17 protein-coding genes are annotated in these 22,198 nt (G+C 63.3%); 7 read left to right on the forward strand and 10 right to left on the reverse strand.

All coding sequences use genetic code 11. The features are described from left to right. A partial coding sequence (locus H3V53_RS36895; protein ID WP_336602044.1) for a glycosyltransferase family protein occupies positions 1-979 on the reverse strand: 979 nt, incomplete at its 3' end. A 959-nt stretch (positions 980-1,938) separates the two neighbouring features. Between H3V53_RS36895 and H3V53_RS36900 the strand changes: the two genes are divergently transcribed. Further along, entirely contained in the window at positions 1,939-3,498 is a 1,560-nt protein-coding gene (locus H3V53_RS36900; protein WP_336602045.1) for a hypothetical protein, read from the forward strand. A 96-nt stretch (positions 3,499-3,594) separates the two neighbouring features. On the opposite strand, the gene H3V53_RS36905 is transcribed toward H3V53_RS36900, so the two are convergent. Then, on the reverse strand, positions 3,595-4,524 hold the full coding sequence (locus tag H3V53_RS36905) for a GlxA family transcriptional regulator (RefSeq protein ID WP_336602046.1): 930 nt from the start codon (positions 4,522-4,524) through the stop codon (positions 3,595-3,597). 248 nt (positions 4,525-4,772) lie between these two features. On the opposite strand from H3V53_RS36905, the gene H3V53_RS36910 reads away from it, so the two are divergent. Further along, the gene (locus H3V53_RS36910) at positions 4,773-4,919 is read left to right on the forward strand and encodes a hypothetical protein (RefSeq protein ID WP_336602047.1); all 147 of its coding nucleotides are present in this window, start codon (positions 4,773-4,775) and stop codon (positions 4,917-4,919) included. Positions 4,920-5,163: 244 nt separating this feature from the next. Next, a complete protein-coding gene (locus tag H3V53_RS36915; RefSeq protein ID WP_419539682.1) occupies positions 5,164-6,603 on the forward strand; it encodes a hypothetical protein in 1,440 nt (479 codons plus the stop codon). Positions 6,604-6,771: 168 nt separating this feature from the next. On the opposite strand, the gene H3V53_RS36920 is transcribed toward H3V53_RS36915, so the two are convergent. From H3V53_RS36920 to H3V53_RS36930, 3 genes are all read right to left on the reverse strand, one after another. After that, positions 6,772-6,900: a hypothetical protein gene (locus H3V53_RS36920; RefSeq protein WP_336602049.1), complete on the reverse strand. Its 129-nt coding sequence runs from the start codon at positions 6,898-6,900 to the stop codon at positions 6,772-6,774. A gap of 207 nt (positions 6,901-7,107) precedes the next feature. Next, positions 7,108-8,034, reverse strand: a complete 927-nt coding sequence (locus tag H3V53_RS36925; RefSeq protein WP_336602050.1) for a LysR family transcriptional regulator — start codon at positions 8,032-8,034, stop codon at positions 7,108-7,110. A gap of 155 nt (positions 8,035-8,189) precedes the next feature. Further along, positions 8,190-10,427, reverse strand: coding sequence for a SulP family inorganic anion transporter (locus H3V53_RS36930; protein WP_336602051.1), 2,238 nt, complete (start codon positions 10,425-10,427; stop codon positions 8,190-8,192). Positions 10,428-10,624: 197 nt separating this feature from the next. On the opposite strand from H3V53_RS36930, the gene H3V53_RS36935 reads away from it, so the two are divergent. Both H3V53_RS36935 and H3V53_RS36940 read left to right on the forward strand, forming a co-directional pair. Then, positions 10,625-11,287, forward strand: a complete 663-nt coding sequence (locus tag H3V53_RS36935) for an adenylate/guanylate cyclase domain-containing protein (protein ID WP_336602052.1) — start codon at positions 10,625-10,627, stop codon at positions 11,285-11,287. A 29-nt stretch (positions 11,288-11,316) separates the two neighbouring features. Next, a complete protein-coding gene (locus tag H3V53_RS36940; RefSeq protein ID WP_336602053.1) occupies positions 11,317-13,941 on the forward strand; it encodes an ATP-binding protein in 2,625 nt (874 codons plus the stop codon). Positions 13,942-13,985: 44 nt separating this feature from the next. Here the strand turns inward: H3V53_RS36940 and H3V53_RS36945 are convergent, their stop codons facing one another. Both H3V53_RS36945 and H3V53_RS36950 read right to left on the reverse strand, forming a co-directional pair. Beyond that, a complete protein-coding gene (locus tag H3V53_RS36945) occupies positions 13,986-15,038 on the reverse strand; it encodes a YncE family protein (RefSeq protein WP_336602054.1) in 1,053 nt (350 codons plus the stop codon). A 22-nt stretch (positions 15,039-15,060) separates the two neighbouring features. After that, complete coding sequence (locus tag H3V53_RS36950; RefSeq protein WP_336602055.1) at positions 15,061-15,555, reverse strand: hypothetical protein; 495 nt, start codon at positions 15,553-15,555, stop codon at positions 15,061-15,063. A 320-nt stretch (positions 15,556-15,875) separates the two neighbouring features. On the opposite strand from H3V53_RS36950, the gene H3V53_RS36955 reads away from it, so the two are divergent. Both H3V53_RS36955 and H3V53_RS36960 read left to right on the forward strand, forming a co-directional pair. After that, positions 15,876-16,640 carry a bestrophin-like domain gene (locus H3V53_RS36955; RefSeq protein WP_336602056.1) on the forward strand — a complete coding sequence of 255 codons (765 nt, stop codon included), beginning with the start codon at positions 15,876-15,878 and terminating at the stop codon, positions 16,638-16,640. Positions 16,641-16,898: 258 nt separating this feature from the next. Next, entirely contained in the window at positions 16,899-17,828 is a 930-nt protein-coding gene (locus tag H3V53_RS36960) for a dihydrodipicolinate synthase family protein (protein ID WP_336602057.1), read from the forward strand. A gap of 144 nt (positions 17,829-17,972) precedes the next feature. Here H3V53_RS36960 and prpF read toward each other — a convergent pair whose 3' ends face one another. From prpF to H3V53_RS43865, 3 genes are all read right to left on the reverse strand, one after another. Then, positions 17,973-19,157 carry a 2-methylaconitate cis-trans isomerase PrpF gene (prpF, locus tag H3V53_RS36965; protein ID WP_336602058.1) on the reverse strand — a complete coding sequence of 395 codons (1,185 nt, stop codon included), beginning with the start codon at positions 19,155-19,157 and terminating at the stop codon, positions 17,973-17,975. 78 nt (positions 19,158-19,235) lie between these two features. Beyond that, positions 19,236-21,833 (reverse strand): Fe/S-dependent 2-methylisocitrate dehydratase AcnD, encoded by a 2,598-nt coding sequence (gene acnD, locus H3V53_RS36970; RefSeq protein ID WP_336602059.1) that lies wholly within the window; start codon positions 21,831-21,833, stop codon positions 19,236-19,238. A 220-nt stretch (positions 21,834-22,053) separates the two neighbouring features. Beyond that, a partial coding sequence (locus H3V53_RS43865) for a citrate/2-methylcitrate synthase (RefSeq protein ID WP_419539684.1) occupies positions 22,054-22,198 on the reverse strand: 145 nt, incomplete at its 5' end.

Below are 22,198 nucleotides of genomic sequence, written 5' to 3' on the forward strand. Positions count from 1 at the left end.
TGGCGACCGCGGGCCACGACGCGTTGATCGAACGAACGATTTCCGGCAACTCGCTGACGTCGACAAACAGCACGACATTGTCGAACTTCCTGGCCGCCCACGTCATGAATGGCGTCGAGCGCGCGATCAGTAGCGGCACGCGTCCGATGGCCTCGAAGAACGCACCGCTAACGAGCATCGAGTCGGCGGCGTGGGGAAGGATCAGCACGTCGGTGTCGGCGATGCGCTGCGCGAACTCGGCATCGGACAGGAACTTCGCGTCGACGCGCACCGTATGGCCCAGCGCGCGCTTTTCGATAATGCCGTTGAGCGTGGCGAGGTACGCGTCAGTCGCATGGCCCGCGATGGTCAGCTTGCTATCGTCCGGCCACACATCGAGCACCGCGTCGATCTGCTTGTATGGGCGTATCACGCCGAGCATGGAATAAAGCGGCTGCGCGCGCTCGGGCCTGGGCTTGGTCGCGGGCTGGCCGGGCGAATCCCAATAGAGCGGATGCGGCAGATATTGCGCGCCGTATTCGGTCTGGAAATCGGGTGCATGAACGATGCGGCAGTCCGCCAGCCGGCGCACCAGCGCCATAACACGCGCCGACAGGCGCCGGTTGAACCCCTCCGTGTCGTGGACATTATGATCGTGCACGAAGTACACGACCTTCGCGCGGCCGATCATCATCAACGAGCAATAGAGCGCGAACAGCGCCGAGCCGACCGGGCTCAAGCGCGCCGTGCCTTTCGCCCGTTTGAACGGCCGATATTCGAGCCAGTGAAAAACGAGAACGTTATCCGGATCGAATAAATGGACGAATCCGCCTTTGAGTAAGCCTTTGATCGACAGCGGCTGCACGTCATATCCGATCGACCGGTACAGATCTTTCTGTATTTCTATATAGCGGTTGGTCGGATTGGTAAATGGACACATCAATAAGCGCGGTTTTTTTACCCGCTTTGCGCCTGTCGATTTTTCGGGAATATGAGCCATCGGTATATCTCCATTGAGCCAGACGTCTTCACGACCAAGGCCATGGCGCATTGACCTGTTTCAAACCGTCCGCATTTTGATATTCGCGACGGTTAAATGGAGCATTCACGCGCGCGCCGATTACTTCTAAAAAATCAGCTTAGCACGCAATTAAAATGTCTCGCGCCCGGCGTCGGACTGAAACGCGCCAAGTGCGCGGGCGCATCCGGCATTTCTGGCCGATTCTGTGGAGTGCGGCGTCAAATGATGAGGCTTCGTCGCGAATTGCGGAGTGACGTCTGATCCTTTTCGAACACGTCATTCGGTAAATGAAATTCGACCTGAATTCATTTTTACCGATTCCGGCCGGCGACTTTTACTGCCACTTACTTATTGACCGGAAATTATGACCTTGCATCGCCAGGGTCAGAAGAAAATATATACGGGGCAGCTAATCCTCTGATCATCACATGAAAGCAGAATTTTTGCCACCTCTCTGAAATATCAGAAAGATTTCTACTTTTTGGCGAAAAAAAGCTATTAAGTCTATGAACGCGCGTCGGTTCCGCGTAGGATTTACCCATGTCGCGGCGAGGAACGGGAATTAATTGCCGAATGATCCGGAAACAGGCGGATCTGCTCGGGAAAACGTTTGCACCGCGCCTGCCGGAAGACGTGCCATCAGTATCGGCACGGGGTTCAGTTGTTTCCACTGTTGATTGATTCTCTGTGACGTGCGATTTGGCTCGCCCGTACTGCTGGCCTCTGCACGTCTGTTGAAATTGAAATTCAATCAAGCGGCACATTAACGGTTTGGACAATATTTTCAGTGAATAGCTGCAGGGCGAAAAAGATTATTCGTCGATAAGCAGTGCGAATCAAGAGTGTTGGTCGGTGTAATTCGCCTCTGTTCGTTCGAAAAACCAAAACCACATTTTTTAAACTTTTTTCGGGATTTTCCCGGTGGTGGAAGAATTCGCATGTTAAAACGACGTCAATTCATTGGCGCCCTGACGGCGCTAGGCGGGAGTGTTGTACTGAGCGCCTGCGGCGGGGGTGGATCGGAAGGCGGCAGCAGCACGCCGGGCGCCGCAGCGCTGAACGCAACGGCACTGGCGAAGGCCGCTTCGACCAACGGCACAGCGATGCCGCCGGCGAGTTCGCTGGTCGACGGGTCGGGCGCGACCTGGACGCTGTCGGGCGGCTCTGTGTACCGCAACGGCGTGAAGGCGGGGAACAACTACGGCGTGATTCTCGCCATGTGCTTCAACGGCAACATCTACGTCGAGAACACCAGCAACCAGTGGTATCAATGGACGGGCACGGCGTGGCAGTCGTGCAGCGACCCGCGCAACGGCACGACCTCGCCGGACGGCACGACCATTCCGTCGGCTTCGAACATCATCGACAAAACGGGCGCGGTGTGGACGCTCGTCAACGGTGTCATCTACAAGAACGGCGTCGTCGTGGGCAACAATTACGCCGTGAATCTCGTGCTATGGTACGGCGGCAAGATCTATTGCCGCAATACGAGCGGGCAGTTCTACGCGAACGCCGAAGTCGCCGCGCAATGGCTGGCCTGTTCCGATCCGCGCATTGCCGTGGCATCGACGGCGGGCAGCTTCTTCGGCATGAACGGCCACTTCGACTACACCTATTCGCCCGCGCAGATCATTGCGATTCTGAAGGGACTGGGATGTTCGAGCTACCGCGTCGGCTGCACGGCGGACCCGAACCAGATCAATGCCGTGGTCAAGCTGGCGGCGGCGTTCCAGTCGGCGGGCATGACGCTGCTCGTGCTCATCAACCAGGGGCTCTACGACAGCAGCGGCAAACTGCTCGCGGGCGAGTCGGCTGCCTACAGCGCAGCGTATTCGACGGCCTCGACGGTGGCCAGCGCGCTCAGGCCCTATGGCGTGTCGCTCTATGAATGCGGCAACGAACTGACGCGCGACAACGCGATCATCATCGATTCGACCAATGCAGGCACGAAGGCGCTCGACTTCAACAATGCGAACTGGCCGGTGATGCGCGGCGCGATGCGCGGCATGATCGACGGCGTCAAGTCGGTGCAGCCTTCCGCGAAGTGCGGCATCAACTTCTGCGTGGCGGACGTCGGCGCATCGGACGCCTTGTGGGACGGCATGCAGCCCGATGGCAGCGGCGGTCATCCGAAGGTGCGCTGGGACATCACGACGTGGCACAACTACGAGGTGTACGGCAACATCTTCAACATCGGCACGGACGGCGCCGGCCCCGGCATCGACCTGCCGACGTATTGCAAGGCGCGTTACGGCGTACCGTTCTTCATCACCGAATGGAACACGGGCCCCGAGCAGTCGCAGACCTATCGCGCGAGCTACATCACGTCGCAACTGGCTTCGTTCTATCAGGCGCGCAAGACGCACAACATCCAGGCGGTCATGTACTACGTGCTCGATAGCGGCAACAACACGTTCGGCATTATGACTAACGGCGTGCAACTGAATCCGCCGTATGGCGCCTTCGCGGGCTTTACGTCGGGCAATCCGGACACCTGATCGCTAGGCGATTCGGGGCGTGACGTAGTGTAGTGTCGTCATCGACGCGGCCTTCCGTTGCTTCGGCAGGGAAGGCCGTTTTGTTGTGCCGCCCGGTCACGAGCCGCCGCGCATTGCGGCGGCGTCGGCCCGCGACTCGCTCATCGACGCGCCGCGCTCCCTTCGCTCTGCGGCAGCCGCCGCTTCCCCGTTGGCGATGTGCTTGCGCGCGCGATACTGCGTCGGCGAGACGCCGTATCGCTCCTTGAAAATGCGCCCCAGCCGGTTGCCGTCTCCCATCCCGCACCATCGCGCGATCTTGTCGATCGGCAATTCGGTGTCCTCCAGCATCGCACACACAGCGGCGAAGCGCGTTCTGAGCAGATATTCGAGCGGCGTGATGCCGAACTCGGCCTTGAAGCGGCGCTGGTAATTGCGCTTGCTCATTGCCGCGTATTCGGCGGCGTGCGCCACGGAGATCGGCCCGCTGTAGTTGTCCCTGATCCAGCGCGCCGATTCACACACCTTCTGTTTGGTCGTGAGCCCGAGATCGCCCACTTCGGCACGCGCGTGCTCGATCACCGGCGGGCTCAGCGTGCGCGTCACTCTGCGGGCCGCTTCGTGCCCGAGGTCGCGTTCGATCAGCGCGAGCACCATGTCGATGGGCGCCGCGCGGCTCGCTTCCCGTCCGTCGAGACGCTCTTCGAACACCAGCACGGGAATGGGCGGCCATGACGACGCGACCGTCAACGCGGGCGTCTCCGTCAACGTGATCGAGGTCAGGCTGCGCTGGCGCGAGAGCCAGGACACGAACGCACGATACGCGCCGCGTTGCCGGTCATCCGGACACGCGACAAAGAGCGCATGAAAATCGGCGAGGCCGAAGTGGTCCAGCTTTTTCGTGCCGATCGACAGGTTGAACGAAACCTCGACCGTTCCTCCACTCGACGACAGCAGCGACAGCTCATAACACGTGGACTCGTTTTCTTCCTGCACCCATTCATTGGCGAGCCGAAACGCGTCTGCGACGACGCCCACCGTTGCCATCGAGCATTCCTGCGAGATAACGAGACCAACGTGTTTTCGAAACCTGGTGTTCTCTTTCGATTCGTGGACGATTGACGCGACCGATTGAATGCATGAGTTCATCATCAGCGATCCTAACCAAGTAATCATCCTGCTCGCGAAAGAGAGTAGCGCAGAGCGTAAAGATCGGCCAGGGCTGTCGGTATATGGCTAGAGAAGTGGCGTAATTGGCGGGGTGCGTGAAATTATTACTCGATCGGCATTTCTGAATGAATATTTCGCGCTTCGACCCCGGCAATCTTTTCGTTTTCAGCGGCCAGCCATCTGGCGGAAAAGACCGCGCCAATCCGGCTCAAATGGCCGCCCACCAACGCGTTGCGGGAATCAGGCTGGCAATTTCCGAAAAATCAGAATAAACAAGGACGTAACGCGCATGTAACGTTATTTCGCTTATTTCGTATAACTCTGTTACATCCGTTTCATTTCGAGACCAGTCTTTCATTTTTTATCGGTCGAATAAACAGGACGATTCAGCGATTTACGCCATTAACACCGCATTTTGTGACGCCCGTAAATCGGTTCAATTGGGGCCGGGCTATCCTCGGATGCGTTATGGCCGTTCCCGTCAACCGCTTGTCCCGCCCGGAGAGTAAACCGCTTATGCGCGAAAGGACCAATCATGCGAAACGACGCACGCTTCGAAACCTGGCCTTGCTAGGTTGGACATCGTTAGGACCGCTGTGGTCGTCGCTCGCATCGCCTTTGGCGCAAGCCGCTTCGTCGACACAAGCGGGGCCGCGCATGACCAACATGATCGGTGCGAACGGCTGGGCCGGTTCCGACAGCGACACGGCGATGTGGAAGAGGATGGGCATCACCTGGGCGCGAGGCGCGGTGGGGCCTGGGCAGCCGCATGGAGCATCAGATGCCGTGCGTGTCGACAAGACGGGCAATGCCAGCGATGTCGATTTGCCCCCCATCATCTTGCACAACAACCGCAACGGCATTCACTCGTTGCTGTTTCTCGGCTACACGCCCGTATGGAATGCGAGCGTGCCGGGCGACAGCAAATCGGCGCCCGTCGATGTCCATGCATGGGAGCGTTACGTCGATGCTGTCGTGACGAAATATCGCGCGCCGCCCTACAACGTGCGCTACTTTCAGATATGGAACGAGGCGGCGGGGAAGCTGTCGGGCGGCTCGCCGCAGGCCACCTTCTGGCACGGCGCGACGCGCCCCGATATCGCCGACCCGGACCACGCGCCGTACGAACGGGCGATGCAGGACTACGTGGAGAAGATCCACATTCCGGCGGCGCGGATCATTCGCAGCCATGACGCCTATGTGGTCTATGGCGGCTGGCCGGATCAGGGCGGACTCCAGACCTTCAGCGAATGGCTCGAGTATCGCAGCCCGAAATACAACCAGCGGATGCTCGACTGCGTGGACTATCTGGACACGCACTATCTTTGGGTCAAGGACTTCGACTATCTCTACGATCGCTACGTGAAGAACGGCCCAGCGCGCGGTCTGTGGCAGACGGAGATCGGCGACCGCTTCATGATCGACAATCATTATCTGCCGAGCTATTTCTTCCAGTTCGCCGTGTGGGCGCTCGATCGCAACTGGGATGATCCGAACAAGTATGTATCGATGGTCTATCACTGGGATGGCGTCGAGCCATTCAGATTGACGCATCGGGGACCGCCCGAGCGAACGTACAACGCGTCGGGCCGAAGTCTGATCGTGCTGAACCAGACCGTCGGCGGCGTGCTGTCGCGTCTTCCGCAGAAACTGCAGTTGGGCGACGATGTGACGGGCAGCGCGTTGTACTCGGACAAGTCGATTGTGATGCAGGTGAGCGCGCCGCCCGGCTGGCGAACGGTCGATATCGACGGCGTCGCTGCGCCTTCATCGGGACGCGCGAGCGTGCAGTTCATCGACGCGCTGTCGGGTACCGTGTCGCCTGCATCCGATGCGGTGCTGAAGTGGAGCGATCAGACGCTGAGCGTGCGTTTCAAGGTGCCGGCGCGGGTCAACGGTCAGGGCGCAAAGGGCGCGCCTCGACATCTTGCTTATCTCGTCGTGCGCGCATCGTGAGGTGCCGGACAGGAGCACGCAACGTCGACGCGACGGGCGCGGGGCCGATCCGGCAGCGCGGTCGGGCGGAAACTGAAGAGAATCATTGAGTCTGCGCGCGGGCCGCGCGCGTGCGACGCGAACGCAGCTTCACGATATCCGCTGCGCGCTGCCTGCGCCGCTCATGAACTAGAGCAGGCAAATCTGGTTCAGGTCCACCGTGCGCCGATACACGTTCCGGTCCAGCCACGGCACGTACGTGTATTCGAGGTAGGCGTTTGCGCCGACAAAAATCCAGTGATGGAGCGAGGCGGACATGAGAGTCTCCCGGGTACCGTGGCGCGGTGAGCCTGGAGGCGAAACGCGCCAGTTGCACCGTTGAATCCAGCATAGGTCTGCCCGTCTGCCGTCGCTATTGCACATACGGGTAGAGACGTCATGCACTGGTTGTGGCGGGTTATACCAAGGTATGTGATGGGTCCGGCGATGCCCGAACACGGCGTGTTGCCATGCCCGCGTTCTGGATCAGGTGCGTCGGACTTGCGGCTTGTCTTGCTGCTTGTCCGATGCTCGCAACCATTCGCCGAGGAAGTCCATGAACGTCCTGAGTTTCGCGGAAAGCTGGTTGCGTTCCAGATAGATCGCGTGAATGTTTGCGTCCGGCAAGCTCCAGTCGTCGAGCAAAGACACGAGCGCGCCGCGCGCGAGATGACCGGCGATCTCCCACTGGGAGCGCACGACAATGCCGCGTCCTTCGAGCGCCCATTGCAGCACGACGCCGCCGTCATTGCTCGAGAGCGCGCCGTCCACCTTGACGGTCTCCGTGCGTTTGCCGCGCGAGAAATGCCATGTGCCATAGGCCGATTCGTTTTCACGCAGCACGATGCACGCGTGATGCGCGAGATCGTGCGGCACGGATGGCCGTCCGTGCCGCTCCAGATAGTCGGGCGCGGCACACACGATCCGCCGGTTTTTCAGCAGCAGACGCGCATTCACGCGCGCATCGGGCACCTCGCCGAAGCGGATGCACAGATCGAAGCCTTCGTCCTTCAGGCCGACCGGGCGGTCCGTGAGATGCAGCTGGATCTTCATGGCCGGATACCGCGCGACGAATTCCGATATCGCCGGTGCAATGCGCGCGCGCCCGAATCCGAACGATGCGTTCACGCGCAAAAGACCCGTCGGCTCGCCGCGGCCGCTCGTGACGAGTTGTTCGAGTTCGGACAGCTCGTCGAGAATGCGTGATCCGTTCGACAGATACAGCTCGCCTTCGGGCGTGAGACTCAGCCGTCTTGTCGTGCGGTTCATCAGCCGCACGCCGAGGCGCCGTTCCAGTTGCGCGAGCCGCTTGCTGACGGCAGGCGGCGTCACGCCGAGTTCACGCGCGGCCGCCGCCAGATTGCGATGCCGCGCGACCAGCGCGAAGAGGTTCAGATCGGAGAACGCGTCCATTCAATCAGGCTCCCGGAGTCTCCCGTGATTCATTCCCATGAGTTACGACGGGATTGCCTGTGCGCCAACCCAATCGTTCTGGTTAGCAATTAGACTCGATTCGATCTGTGGGAACAAGTGCGAAGCCGGGCGCAAACACCGTCAGAACGGCGCGATCAATAAGCGGCGCGCAGCGCCTCGTCGGCGACAAGAAGCCGCGACGCGATGGTCTTGATCAGAAAGCGGTGAAACTGCTGCGCGGTCACGGGATCGTCGCGTTCGAGTGCGAGCAGCGTCGGCACCGACAAACGATGAACCCGCGTCGGCGCCTCGGCGATCACATCGGCGCTGCGAGTGGTTTGCGTGTAGACGGCCATTTCACCGACCACCGTGCCGGGGCCGAACGACCGCAGCCGTACGAGCCGGCCGTCGGGCAGCGGCAGTGAAACCGCGACGCGTCCCCGCTCGACGATATAGATCGCGTCGCCCGGCTCGCCGCGCGAGAACAACGGCTGCCCCGCATCGAGATCGCGCACGTCGAGGCACGCGCACAATCTCTCCAGCGCGAACGGCGTGAAATGCGGCGAGAGCGTCGCGCGGAAATCCGGTTCGTCCGAGCGATGAGCGTGGCCATCGGCTTCGAGCAGCCGATCCTCGATCCATTCGAGACCTGCGTCGAGCGTGCCGAATTCGTGGATGCGCAAGTTCAGCGTGCCCGTCCTCTCGAGCAGACTGCGCGAGCGCACGGGCAGCGCGGTGAGCACGAGATCGGCGCCCGCCGACGCGCACAGTTGCCGCAGCTTCACAAACGCGACCGATACCGACGCATCCATGCCGTTGGTCGACGCGAAGTCGAGCACGACATAGCGTACGGGCGCGGCGCCCGTGGCGCGCAGCCGTTCCCGCACGCGTTGCAGGATCGAATTCGCGGTGCCGAAAAACAGAAAGCCCTGCAGGCAGACGCCGAATAGCTGCGTGCCAAGTTCGCGCAAACGCGCGGCATCTTCGAAGCTGCGTTCGACCGTCGACGTGCGCGTGGTCGCATCGAACTCCATACGCACGCAACTGACGCGCCCATACAGGAGCGCGAACATCACGCATGCGGCGATCACCCCTGCAACCACACCCGCGACGACGCCATAGAACACGACCACGGCGAAAATGCCGGGCACGAGCAGATACTCGTACCAGTTGAGCCGCGCATACGCACCGACCAGCCATTGCAGCAATAGCCGCAGCCCCATGAAAAGCTGCAGGCCGACCAGCACGGGCACGGGAAAAAGCGCCACCAGATCGGGCGATGCCGCCAGCGCGACGAGACACGCCAATGCGGCGAACAGGCCCGCCATCCGGCTCGTCGCGCCGGCGCGCGCGTTCAGCATCGAGCGGTTGTACGACTGATAGCCGACCATGCCGCCCAGCAATCCGCTCGCGATGTTGGCGAGACCGGCGGCGCGCATTTCGCGGTTCAGGTCGATGTCTTCGCCCGTCGCCGCGCCGATGGCCGTGGCGTTCATCAGGATCGTGATCGCCGACGCGGACGTCACGACAAGCGTTTCCGGCAAATGCGCGCCAATCGCGGACCAGTCGATCGCGCTGCTGCCCGGCGGCACAGGCACATGCAGATCGGGAAAGAAATGCAGCTTCACATGCGGCAGCAGCAAGCCCATGTTGCGCGCATCGTCGATCGTCAGACCGGACAGAGGCAGTAGCAGATAGAACACGCCGATCCCGCACACGAGCACGAGGGGCAGTGCCGCAATGTGGTGCCGCTCGCGCGTGAGAACGGTCGTCAGCACGCCGATGAAGAGCGCGGGCGTCCATGCCAGCCAATGCAGATGCGTGAGCAAGCCGAGGTTGCCCCACACCGGCGACTCGCCCGTTGCCACCCGGAACGCACCCGCCAGCAGCAGATAGCCGGTGCCCGCGAGAAATCCGCCGACGACGGGATAGGGCAGAAACTGCAGCGAGCGGCTGCGTTTGGACGAGCCGATCGCAAACAGCACGATGCCCGTCACGACGGAACACAACGCAATCGAGAGCAGTACCGTCAGAAGAATGGTTTGCGGCGAGCCGCCGTCGGCGCGCACGCTGCTCGCCACGCCCGCCGCGACGCCCGCGAGAAAGGCCGTGGCGTTGCTGTCCGGCCCGGCGATATTCACGCGCATCGAACTGGTCAGCGCGATCACGAGGGCCGTGACAATGCAACTGACGAGCGCGGTAGGCACGCCGAGTTCGGCGTAGTGCGCGAGGTCCGCGCTGAAGATCAGCGTGCCGAGACTCATCGCGTAGCAGAGCATCATCAGCGACGAGACGGCGCCGCCCGTCAGGTCGCCGAGCAGGCCGGCGACGCGCGGCGAAGCGGCGCTTTTGAGTGCAGACTCGGCCGCGGAATCTGTGGCACCTGGCTTCAAGGCGCTCTCCCGGAACGCGGCGCCCGATCCGGGCGGGCCACCGCGCGACCCAGTATCCACCGCGATTTCCGCGCCTGTCAAACTGCCTGCACCTGCGCGGCGGCGGACATCTGGCGGCGCGCAACACCTACACTCATAAGAACGGGCGTCGTCGTATTTGTTAAGCGCTCAACGCACAACCGATTCCGGCGATGACGATGGATATCGAACTGTGGCTGCGCGCGTTAGGACTCGAACGATACGCGCAGGCATTTGCCGACAACGACATCGACGCGGCCATGCTGCGTGAGCTGACCGACGCGGATCTGAAGGAACTCGGCGTGGGCTCGCTGGGGCATCGCAAGCGGATGCTCGCGGCGATCGCGCGGATGGCTCCCTGCGCCGATGCGTTGCCTGCGCCGTCTGCACCGCAGGCGTGGACCGGCAAGCCGGCAGCACGCGCCGTCGCCACGCCGACCGATGAGCGCAGACAGGTCACCGTGCTGTTCGCGGACCTGTGCGGATTCACGGACCTGAGCCGGCAACTCGATCCCGAGGAACTGGTTGCCGTACTCGATGGTTACTTCGGGCAGCTCGACGACATCGTGACGCGGCACGGCGGATACATCGACAAGCATGTGGGCGACTGCGTGATGGGCGTGTTCGGCGCGCCGCGTTCGCATGGAAACGATCTGGAGCGCGCGGCGCGGGCGGCGCTGGCGATCGTCGATGCCATACCGGATCTGTCGCGAACGCTCGCCCGTCCGCTTTCCGTTCACATCGGCATTGCGGTCGGGCAGGTCATGGCAAGCGGCGCCGGCAGCGCGGCGCACAGGCAATACACGGTCACGGGCGAGACGGTCAACTGGCATCGCGTCTGACCGATGCCGCCGGGCCAGGCGAGATATTGATGCCGGAATCCGCGTGGCGCTCGCTTGCGGATCGCGTCGCCTGCGTGGCCTGCGGAGCGCTTGCGTTGAAAGGCTTCGACGAGCCCGTTTCGGTGTGGCGTCTGACGGGGCTTCGACGTGCGTGCGCGAGTCGTCCCATCGTCGGGCGTGGCGACGAACTGCGCCGCTGCGTGGCCATACTCGCGTCGTGCCGCGAGACGGAAAAGGGCCATGTCGTCCATATCCGGGGCGAGCCCGGTATCGGCAAGACGCGTCTTGTCGAAGAGATCCAGCGCGAGGCAAGCGCGATGGGATTCGCCTGTCATGACGCGCTTGTGCTCGACTTCGGTTCGAGAGCGGGTCGGGATGCGATCCGCTCGCTTGTGCGCGGTCTCCTCGCAATCGACGATACGGGCAACGCGCACGCCTACGCCACGGCCGTGGCGCGAGCCATCGCCGACGGCCTGGCCGACGCTGACGACACGCTGTTCCTCAACGATCTGATCGACGTGCCGCAGCCGCCCGATGACCGCGCGGTCTACGAGGCCATGAGCAATGCGATGCGCGTGCGGGGCCGCCAGGACGTCATGAACCGGCTCGTAGAACGTGCTAGCCGCGTGCAACCCCGGCTGATCGTCGTCGAAGACATTCATTGGGCGGACCCGTCGACCCTGCAGGATCTCGACGAACTCGGCGCGACGGCGGCGGGTTGCGCGGCCGTGCTGGTGCTGACGACGCGGCCGCAAGGCGGCTCGCTCGACCGGCCATCGGATAGAGCGGGCAGCCCGCCGTGCTCCGTATTCGATCTGGGTCCGTTGAACGAGGACGACGCGCGTCGCATGGCCGAGTCGTTTTCCTGTGCAAACGAACTGGCAACTCGCTGCATCGAGCGCGCGGCGGGCAACCCGCTTTTTCTCGAACAACTGCTCGGCAATGCGGAGAGGACGGCGGACACGGGGGTGCCGGGCTCGGTGCAAAGTCTCGTGCAGGCGCGGCTGGATGGGCTGGAACCGACGGAAAAAATGGTCTTGCGGGCTGCGTCGGTATTCGGCCAGTTCTTCGACAAGGCGGCGATCAGTCACGTTCTCGACGGCGCTCGCGTCGAGCTGGAACCGATGGTGACGGGGCGCCTGCTGCGCCCACAGGGCAGCGGATTCATCTTCCATCACGCACTCATTCGCGACGCCGTCTATGACGGGCTGCTGAAAAGCCAGCGCCGCGAGTGGCATCGACGCGCGGCACAGTGGTACGCGCCGCGCGATGCCGTTCTGCGGGCCGAACATCTCGACCGGGCCGCCGACGCCGAGGCGGCGCGCGCATATTGCGACGCGGCGCGCGCGCAATCGGCGGGATATCGCTATGACCTCGCGCTGCGGCTCGTCGGGCGAGGGCTCGAACTCGCGGCCGCGCGCGCCGACCGCGTGGCGCTCGAGTGCCTGCGGGGCAACATTCTGCATGACGTCGGCGATATGTCATCGGCGCTCGGCGCGTTCGAAACAGCACTCGCGTCTGCCGGCACGGACCCGGAGCGTTGCCAGGCGTGGATCGGCCGCGCGACCGTCAAGCGGGTCATCGACGATCTCGACGGTGCGTGGGCGGATCTCGACTGCGCCGCAGCGATTGCCGCCGCCGAGGGTCTCGTGCGCGACGAGGCGCGCATTCACTTCTTGCGGGGCAATCTCTGCTTTCCGCGCGGCGACAGCGATGGTTGCGTCCATGAGCACGAGCGCAGCCTTGCGCTCGCACGCGAGGCGCGCGACTACGAACAGGAGGCGGCCGCGCTGGGCGGGATCGGCGATGGCGAGTACTTGCGCGGCCGGATGATGAGCGCGCACGACGCGTTCAGCCGGTGCATCGAACTCTGCCAGCGGCACGGGCTCGGACGAATCGAAGTCGCCAACCTGCCCATGCGCGCCATCACCGCGTGGTTTTCGGGCAAGACGCAGCAGGCACTCGACACGGCGCTCGCAAGCGTCGCCGCGGCGCAGAAGGTCGGTCATCTGCGGGCGCTCGCCATCGCCCATCATGCCGCGTGGCACTGCTTGCACGATCTCGCGCAGTGGGATCGCGCGTGGGAGCACGTCGGCCCGGCGCTACAGTGTGCGCGCGAGCTGAAATCGCGGCGGTTCGAGGGCGAGGCGCTGGGACTTCGCGCGGAGTTGCACCGCGTTGGCAATCGCCGGCGCGAAGCCCTGGACGATATCGAGGCGGCGCTCGTCATCAGCCGGGAGACGGGCATGGCGTATCTGGGCGCCGCCTATCTGGGCACGCTTGCGCGCGCGACCGACGATGCCGTTGTCTTCGAGCGGGCGCTCGCGGAAGGAGAGGCCGTGCTTGCGGCTGGAGCGGTCAGCCACAATCACTATCTCTTTCGACGCGACGCGATAGACGCCTGTCTCGATCGGGGACTGTGGGACGCAGCGTCGGCGCATGCTGCCGCGCTGGAGGCATACGCCCGTCGCGAGCCGTCGCCGTTCTCCGCCTTCGTCGTGGCGCGCGCCCGGGCGCTCGTCGCGGTGGGAAGCGGCGCCCGGGGGCCCGTATGGGTCAGCGAACTGCGGCGTCTCCACGAAGAGGGCCACAAGTTGGGCTTACTTCATGCCGTTCGCGCAATCGACACCGCACTGGCGGATCACGCGGCATAGCCGCGCGTATCCGCTGCCTGTCATGCCGTTTCAATCGAAACAGTTCACCGCGGCGCCATCACGCGGAGCACGGGACGGCCATCGACGTTCTTCAGCGGGAAATAGACGCGATGCGTGGACGGATCGACGCCAACCACATGCGCGTTAGGGCCGATGCTGCCTTCGCCCGTCTTCGACACGCTCGACGTACCGACGGCGAACGTCGACACGATGCCCGCTTCACCCGCGACGTAGAGCGTGCCCGGACCGGGATCGAATGCCAGCACATCGGGGCCGTCGCCGACGTCGAACGACTGGACGATTTGCCTCGTCAGCAGGTTCAGTGCCAGAAGCCTGGCGTTGTCTTCGCAGGCGATAAAGGCGAGGTGGCGCTGTGGAACGATATACAGACCATGATTGCCCTTTGCGCCCGGCAGATCGATGCGGGCGACGATCGCATCGTTGGCCGGATCGATTTCGACGAGTTGTCGTTTCGATTGCGCGTTGACGAAGATGTGGTGCGACGCCGCGTCGTATTGCGTGTTGCCGATGGTGCCGCCCAGCGCGATTGTGTTGATGCGGCGATTGGCCTGGGTGTCGATGACCGTCTCGGTCCCGCCTGTCTCGTCCGATACGTAGAGCTTGCGCGCGTCGGGCGCGTAGGCCATTCCGTCCGGATAGACACCGCCAGGCATGCGCGCGGCGATTGTCAGCGTGGCGGCATCGATCGCCACGACTTCGTTCGTGCCCGTCGCCGACGCATACACGCGCGACAGCTCGGGCACGGCGAGCACGCCGTGCACTGCCGCGATATTGCCGATGCGGCCGACGACACGCGATGTCCGTGTGTCGAAGACAATCAGCTCGCTGTCGCCCAGATGGGCGATGAACAGCAGATGCCGGTCCGGATCGAAACTTTCATAGTCGAGCCGGGACGCGCGGCCAGGCAACGGGATATCGGCGACGTGCGTGAGCGGCAACGCTGTGGCTGCGGGCTTGCCCGCGGCATACGAATCCTGATGGACTGCGATTGCCGCGACTGCTGCGGCCGCAGCGATCGACGACGTGATGAACGCCATCGCAACCTGCCGATAGTGCTTGCCGCAGCGATCGCTCATGACGCACCTCCGTCGGGTTTCGTTACTGCGCGGGCGGCTGATTCGTGGACAGTATCGTCCTCAACTTCGTGCCGCCGATGGATTCGCAACTGGACGGCTTCGGATCGGTCCATTGCACTGCGACGCCACGGACGACGGGGCGGACCATGCGCCAGGGCCAGAAGCCGAAGCGCTGTGATCCCGCGTACTCGACGATCGCGTCGGCGCCTCGCAACTGGGCGTACTCGGCCATTTTCGGAAGTATGTCCTGAACGCTGCCGTACGTGCCCTTGCCGATCTTGATGTTCCTGATGACCTTGTATTTCTGACTGGCGGGCGGGAGATGGGCGAAGAAACAGAATTCGCCGAGGTCGCTGTGAAGATCGGCCGCCGGGCCGTCGCTGCCCTTTGAGATGTCGACTTCGGCGTCGGGCGTGCCGTCCGAGGCCGGCTCGGCGGCGTGTGCAGTATTGGCGGCGATGCCGATAGCGAATAACGATGCGATCAACGGAACGACGAATTGCCGTGCAGGATTCATGGGTGGTCTCAAACGTTCGCGCCGGGTCGGCGGTTTTTATTGTGGAGACGGAATAGTAAGCGACTGTCAGTTCCACGACCACCCGCGCCCGGATCACGTCTGCCGCAGTCGACGTGGACCAAGGTCCACTATCCAAGTGAGCGCTTAGTACCTAAGCTTGGGCTGCTGCGCAGTCACGCGTGGTATTTCGACCGCCGCTCGTTCAGCAACTTGCGAAACGCGTGCGAAGGGCGTGCGAAGGGCGTGCGAAGGGCGTGCAAAGCGCGTGCAAAGGGCGACCCTACGAGCGGCATTCCTGTTCATCGTCAGCGAGGCATTGCATGGCAGCGTTCGTCGATCATCCGTCCATTCTGTTTATCGTTCTCCTGCTCCTCTTTATCGGTGCCGTGGCATTTGGCGCCTTTATTCTTCGACGCGCGCTACCGCTGCCGGACGATGAGAGAGACGACTTCAACGTTGTTCAGACATCGACACTGACGTTGCTGGCGCTGCTCATCGGATTCAGCCTTTCGATGGCCGTGGGCCGCTATGACGCGCGAAAGAATCTGGAAGAAAACGAAGCCAATGCAATTGGCACCGAGTACGCTCGCGCGGACCTGGCGGACGCTGCCCTCGGTGCGCAAATGAAGACTGCACTGGTTGAATACACCCGCTTGCGACTGGCGCACTTTGCTACGAGAGACCCGCAGGAGATCGCAAAGAACGAGCGTGCGACCGCCAGGTTGCAGGTCGAACTCTGGAGGATGGCGGTTCAGGTGGGCAAGGCCACGCCCACGCCCATCGCGGCTACCCTCGTCACCGGCATGAACGACGTGCTCAACTCGCAGGATTACTCCGAGGCAGCGCTGATCAACCGCATCCCGGTCGGCACATGGTCGTTGATGATAGCGATCGCGTTGTTTGGTTGCGTTGTGCAGGGATACGGCGCAAAGGGAAAGCTGCGCCGAGGCCTTTTGATTACGATCCTGCCGATGATAGTGGCCTTGTCGCTGGCGCTGATTGCGGACATCGACAGCCCGCGCGGTGGAGTCATCCACGTTGAGCCTCAAAATCTCGGCAGGCTTCTTCAGTCGCTCGGGACATGATGGCGAATGTGACAACGGCGAGCATGCAGGCTGATGCCAGGGGCACCACCGAGATAACGCGCGGTTATCACCCTCGCAGCAGCTTTCATTATTCAACGGCGCCTCGTTTCCCTACATTCTGGGCAGCAGACGAATGTCGAAGCGAGTAATCATCATGAAAGGGCTGGCCGAGCAGCAACAGCGCACCGTTGCGGCACGATGGGAACGCGCGCTGCCGACCATTCACTGCATCACCACCATTCAGGCGCAACGCAAACCATGAACGCACACAGCCATCCACGATATCGCGGCATTTTTCCCGTAGTGCCGACCACCTTCACCGAAACGGGCGCGCTCGATCTGGAAAGCCAGAAGCGCGTGGTTGATTTCATGATCGACGCGGGCTCGGACGGCCTGTGCATACTCGCGAACTTCTCCGAGCAGTTCGCGCTGTCCGACGACGAGCGCGAAACGCTCACCCGCACGATGCTCGAGCACGTCGCGGGCCGCGTGCCCGTGATCGTGACGACGAGTCACTACAGCAGCGCCGTGTGCGTCGAGCGCAGCCGGCGCGCGCAGGCGCAGGGCGCGTCGATGGTGATGGTGATGCCGCCGTATCACGGCGCGACGTTCCGCGTGCCGGAGACGCAGATTTACGAGTTCTATGCGCGCCTGTCGGACGGCATCGACATTCCTATCATGATCCAGGACGCGCCCGCGAGCGGCACGGTGCTGTCGGCGCCGTTCCTTGCGCGGATGGCGCGCGAGATCGAGCAGGTGTCGTACTTCAAGATCGAAACGCCGGGCGCCGCTGCGAAGCTGCGCGAGCTGATCCGTCTTGGCGGCGAGGCGGTCGAAGGTCCGTGGGACGGCGAGGAAGCGATCACGCTGTTCGCCGATCTGAACGCAGGCGCGACGGGCTCGATGACGGGCGGCGGCTATCCCGACGGCATTCGCCCGATTCTCGAAGCGTTCCGCGAGGCCAAGCGCGACGAAGCCTTTGCGCACTACCAGCGCTGGCTGCCGCTGATCAATCACGAGAACCGTCAGACGGGCCTGCTCGCCGCGAAGGCGTTGATGAAAGAGGGCGGCGTGATCGCGTGCGAAAGTCCGCGTCATCCGTTGCCGCCGATGCATCCCGATACGCGCGCCGAACTGATCGACATTGCGCGCAGACTCGATCCGCTGGTGCTGCGCTGGGGAAAGTGAGCGCATAGCGAACAAGCCAACGAAAGCAACGCGCGCGACCACGGCTCGATGAGAGGGTTCAGCGCGCGGTGCGCCAACGGCGTGCCGCAGCGAATTCGCCGGCTGGGCCGCGCGCGCACCCGGCCGGTCAATGCGGAAGCGGCCTCAAGCCTTCGGCACCCGCACCCATCCTTCCATCAACACGCGCGCGCTGCGGCTCATCACCGCCTTCTTCACGACCCATTCGCCATTCGCCTGAACGGCCTCGGCGCCGACGCGCAACGTGCCCGACGGATGCCCGAACCGCACGGCCTGGCGCTCGCCGCCACCCGCCGCGAGATTCACCAGCGTGCCCGGAATGGCCGCTGCCGTGGCGATCGCGACGGCCGCCGTGCCCATCATCGCGTGATGCAGCTTGCCCATCGACATCGCGCGTACCAGCAGATCGACGTCGCCGGCATCGACGCGTTTGCCGCTCGACGCCGTGTATCCGGCAGGGCGCGCGACAAACGCGACCTTCGGCGTGTGCTGGCGTTTCGCGATCTCGTCCAGGTTCTTGATGAGGCCCATGCGCAACGCGCCATGCGCGCGGATGGTCTCGAACTTCTTCAGCGCCGCGTCGTCGCTGTTGATCGCGTCCTGCAACTCCGTGCCCTTATAACCGATCGATTCGGCGTCGACGAAGATGGTCGGAATGCCTGCGTTGATCATCGTCGCCTTCAGCGTGCCGATGCCGGGCACGTCGAGATCGTCGACGAGCTGGCCCGTCGGAAACATCGCGCCTTGCGCGCCTTCTTCCTCGGCGGCGGGGTCGATGAATTCGAGCTGCACTTCGGCGGCGGGGAACGTCACGCCGTCCAGTTCGAAGTCGCCGGTTTCCTGCACGGCGCCGTTCGTCATCGGCACGTGCGCGATGATGGTCTTGCCGATGTTCGCCTGCCAGATGCGCACGATAGCGATGCCGTTGTCGGGCACGCGGTCGGGATCGATCAGTCCGCCGCTGATCGCAAACGGTCCCACGGCCGCCGACAGGTTGCCGCAATTGCCGCTCCAGTCGACGAAGGCGGTGTCGATCGACACTTGCCCGAAGAGGTAATCGACATCGTGGTCCGGCCGCGTGCTCTTCGCGACGATCACGGTCTTGCTGGTGCTCGAGGTCGCGCCGCCCATGCCGTCGATCTGCTTGCCGTACGGATCGGGGCTGCCGATCACGCGCAGCAGCAAGGCATCGCGCGCGGCGCCGGGCACCTGCGCGGCTGCGGGCAGGTCTTGCAGACGGAAGAACACGCCTTTGCTGGTGCCGCCGCGCATGTAGGTGGCGGGAATCCTGATCTGGGGTGCGTGTGCCATGTATGTGTCCCGATGAGTTTCTTTGTTGATGCAAGGGCGGCGCATCGGCTGCCCTTGCTTATCGTGTGAACGAACGCCTCAGGCCGCGGCCTTCGACGACTCCAGGAAGTCCTGCGCGAAGCGTTGCAGCACGCCGCCTGCTTCGTAGATCGACACTTCTTCGGCCGTGTCGAGACGGCACGTGACGGGCACTTCGACGCGCTCGCCGTTCCTGCGATGGATCACGAGCGTGAGGTCCGCGCGCGGCTTGCGCTCGCCGATCACATCGAAGCTCTCGGTTCCGTCGATACCGAGCGTCAGGCGATTCACGCCCGGCTTGAATTCGAGCGGCAGCACGCCCATGCCGATCAGGTTGGTGCGGTGAATGCGCTCGAAGCCTTCGGCCACGATCGCTTCGACGCCCGCGAGCCGCACGCCCTTTGCTGCCCAGTCGCGCGACGAGCCTTGCCCATAGTCCGCGCCCGCGATGATGATGAGCGGCTGCTTGCGCTCCATGTAGGTTTCGATCGCTTCCCACATGCGCGTGACCTTGCCTTCCGGTTCGACGCGCGCAAGCGAGCCCTTCTTCACCTGACCATCGACGACGGCCATTTCGTTGATGAGCGTCGGGTTCGCGAACGTTGCGCGCAGCGCGGTGAGGTGATCGCCGCGATGCGTGGCGTACGAGTTGAAATCCTCTTCGGGCAAACCCATTTTCGCGAGGTATTCGCCCGCTGCGCTGTTCGCGAGAATGGCGTTCGACGGCGACAGGTGATCGGTGGTGATGTTGTCGCCGAGCACGGCGAGCGGGCGCATACCCTTCAACGTGCGCTCGCCCGCCAGCGCGCCTTCCCAATACGGCGGACGGCGAATGTACGTGCTCTGCGCGCGCCAGTCGTAGAGCGGACTGATCGGCTCGCCGCTCGCGGCCGTCAGCGCGAACATCGGCTCGTAGACCTTGCGGAACTGTTCGGGCTTCACGCTTTGCGCGACGATCGCGTCGATCTCTTCGTCGCTCGGCCAGATGTCCTTCAGATAGACGGGCTTGCCGTCGTGATCGGTGCCGAGCGCATCGCGTTCGATGTCGAAGCGGATCGTGCCCGCGATCGCGTACGCAACGACGAGCGGCGGCGACGCGAGAAATGCCTGCTTCGCATACGGATGAATGCGGCCGTCGAAGTTGCGGTTGCCCGACAGCACGGCCGTCGCGTACAGATCGCGCTCGACGATCTCCTGCTGGATGGTGGGATCGAGTGCGCCCGACATGCCGTTACACGTCGTGCACGCGAACGCGACGATGCCGAAGCCGAGCTTCTCCAGATCGGGCAACAGGTTCGCTTCCTGCAAGTAAAGTTCGACCGCCTTCGATCCCGGCGCCAGCGACGACTTCACCCACGGCTTGCGCGTGAGGCCGCGCGCATTCGCATTGCGGGCAAGCAGCGCTGCCGCGATCACGTTGCGCGGGTTGCTGGTGTTCGTGCAGCTCGTAATAGCCGCGATGATGACGGCGCCGTCGGGCATCTGGCCGGGCACGTCTTCCCATTTGCCTGCAATGCCGCGCGCGGCGAGTTCCGAAACGGGCAGACGCTTGTGCGGATTCGACGGCCCCGCCATGTTGCGCACGACCGTCGACAGATCGAACTTCAGCACGCGCTCGTACTGGGCGTTTTTCAGCGAATCGGCCCACAGGCCCGCCGTTTTCGCGTACGTTTCGACCAGCTTCACTTGCGCGTCGTCGCGGCCCGTGAGGCGCAGATAGTCGATGGTCTGCTCGTCGATGAAGAACATCGCGGCGGTTGCGCCATATTCGGGCGCCATGTTGGAAATCGTCGCGCGGTCGCCGAGCGTGAGGCTCGACGCGCCTTCACCGCGAAACTCCAGATACGCGCCGACCACTTTTTCCTTGCGCAAAAACTCGGTGAGCGCGAGCACGATGTCGGTGGCCGTGATGCCGGGCTGACGCTTGCCCGACAGTTCGACGCCGACGATATCGGGCAGACGCATCCACGATGCGCGGCCCAGCATCACGTTCTCCGCTTCCAGTCCGCCGACGCCGACGGCGATCACGCCGAGCGCATCCACATGCGGCGTGTGGCTGTCCGTGCCGACGAGCGTGTCGGGATACGCGAGGCCATCCACTGCATGAATCACGGGCGACATCCGCTCCAGGTTGATCTGGTGCATGATGCCGTTGCCGGGCGGAATCACATCGACGTTCTTGAACGCCTTCTTGGTCCAGTTGATGAAGTCGAAGCGGTCTTCGTTGCGCCGGTCTTCGATCGCGCGATTCTTCGCGAATGCATCCGGGTCGAAGCCGCCGCACTCGACAGCGAGCGAGTGATCGACGATCAGCTGCACGGGCACGACGGGATTCACCTTCGCGGGGTCGCCGCCCTGATCGGCGATGGCATCGCGCAGACCGGCGAGATCGACGAGCGCGGTCTGGCCGAGAATGTCATGACACACGACGCGCGCCGGAAACCACGGAAAATCCAGCTCGCGCTTGCGCCCGATGATCTGCTTCAGCGAATCGGTCAGCGTCGCGGGATCGCAGCGGCGCACGAGGTTCTCGGCATGCACGCGCGACGTGTAGGGCAGCGTGTCATAGGCGCCGGGCTCGATCGCCTCGATGGCGGCGCGCGTGTCGAAGTAATCCAGCGAGGTGCCGGGCAGCGGTTTGCGGTAAGCGGTATTCATGGCGTAGGGACACATGCGGTAATGATGAGAGCGGCTGCGTTCGATGTGTTCGAGGCGCCGGCTCGCACCCGGGGCTCTTCGCGAAGTTTAGCGCGTCGGCGCATACGCGGTGCGGCAAACCCTATTGGATAAAAAGCAGCCTTGGCTCGCGGGTATGGCGAACCAAGGCCTAACCGGATCGCGGCTCTCGCGTCCGCGCTCCAGGAGTCGACTTGTCCGTTCAGGCGCGCTTCGCGAGCGGCACGAACGGCAGATCGTCCGGCCCCGTGTAATTTGCACTGGGCCGAATGATCTTGTTGTCGATGCGTTGCTCGATGATGTGCGCGGCCCAGCCGGAGGTGCGCGAGATCACGAACAGCGGCGTG

Source organism: Paraburkholderia bengalensis (assembly GCF_037126505.1).
GTDB classification, from domain to species: Bacteria; Pseudomonadota; Gammaproteobacteria; order Burkholderiales; family Burkholderiaceae; genus Paraburkholderia; species Paraburkholderia bengalensis.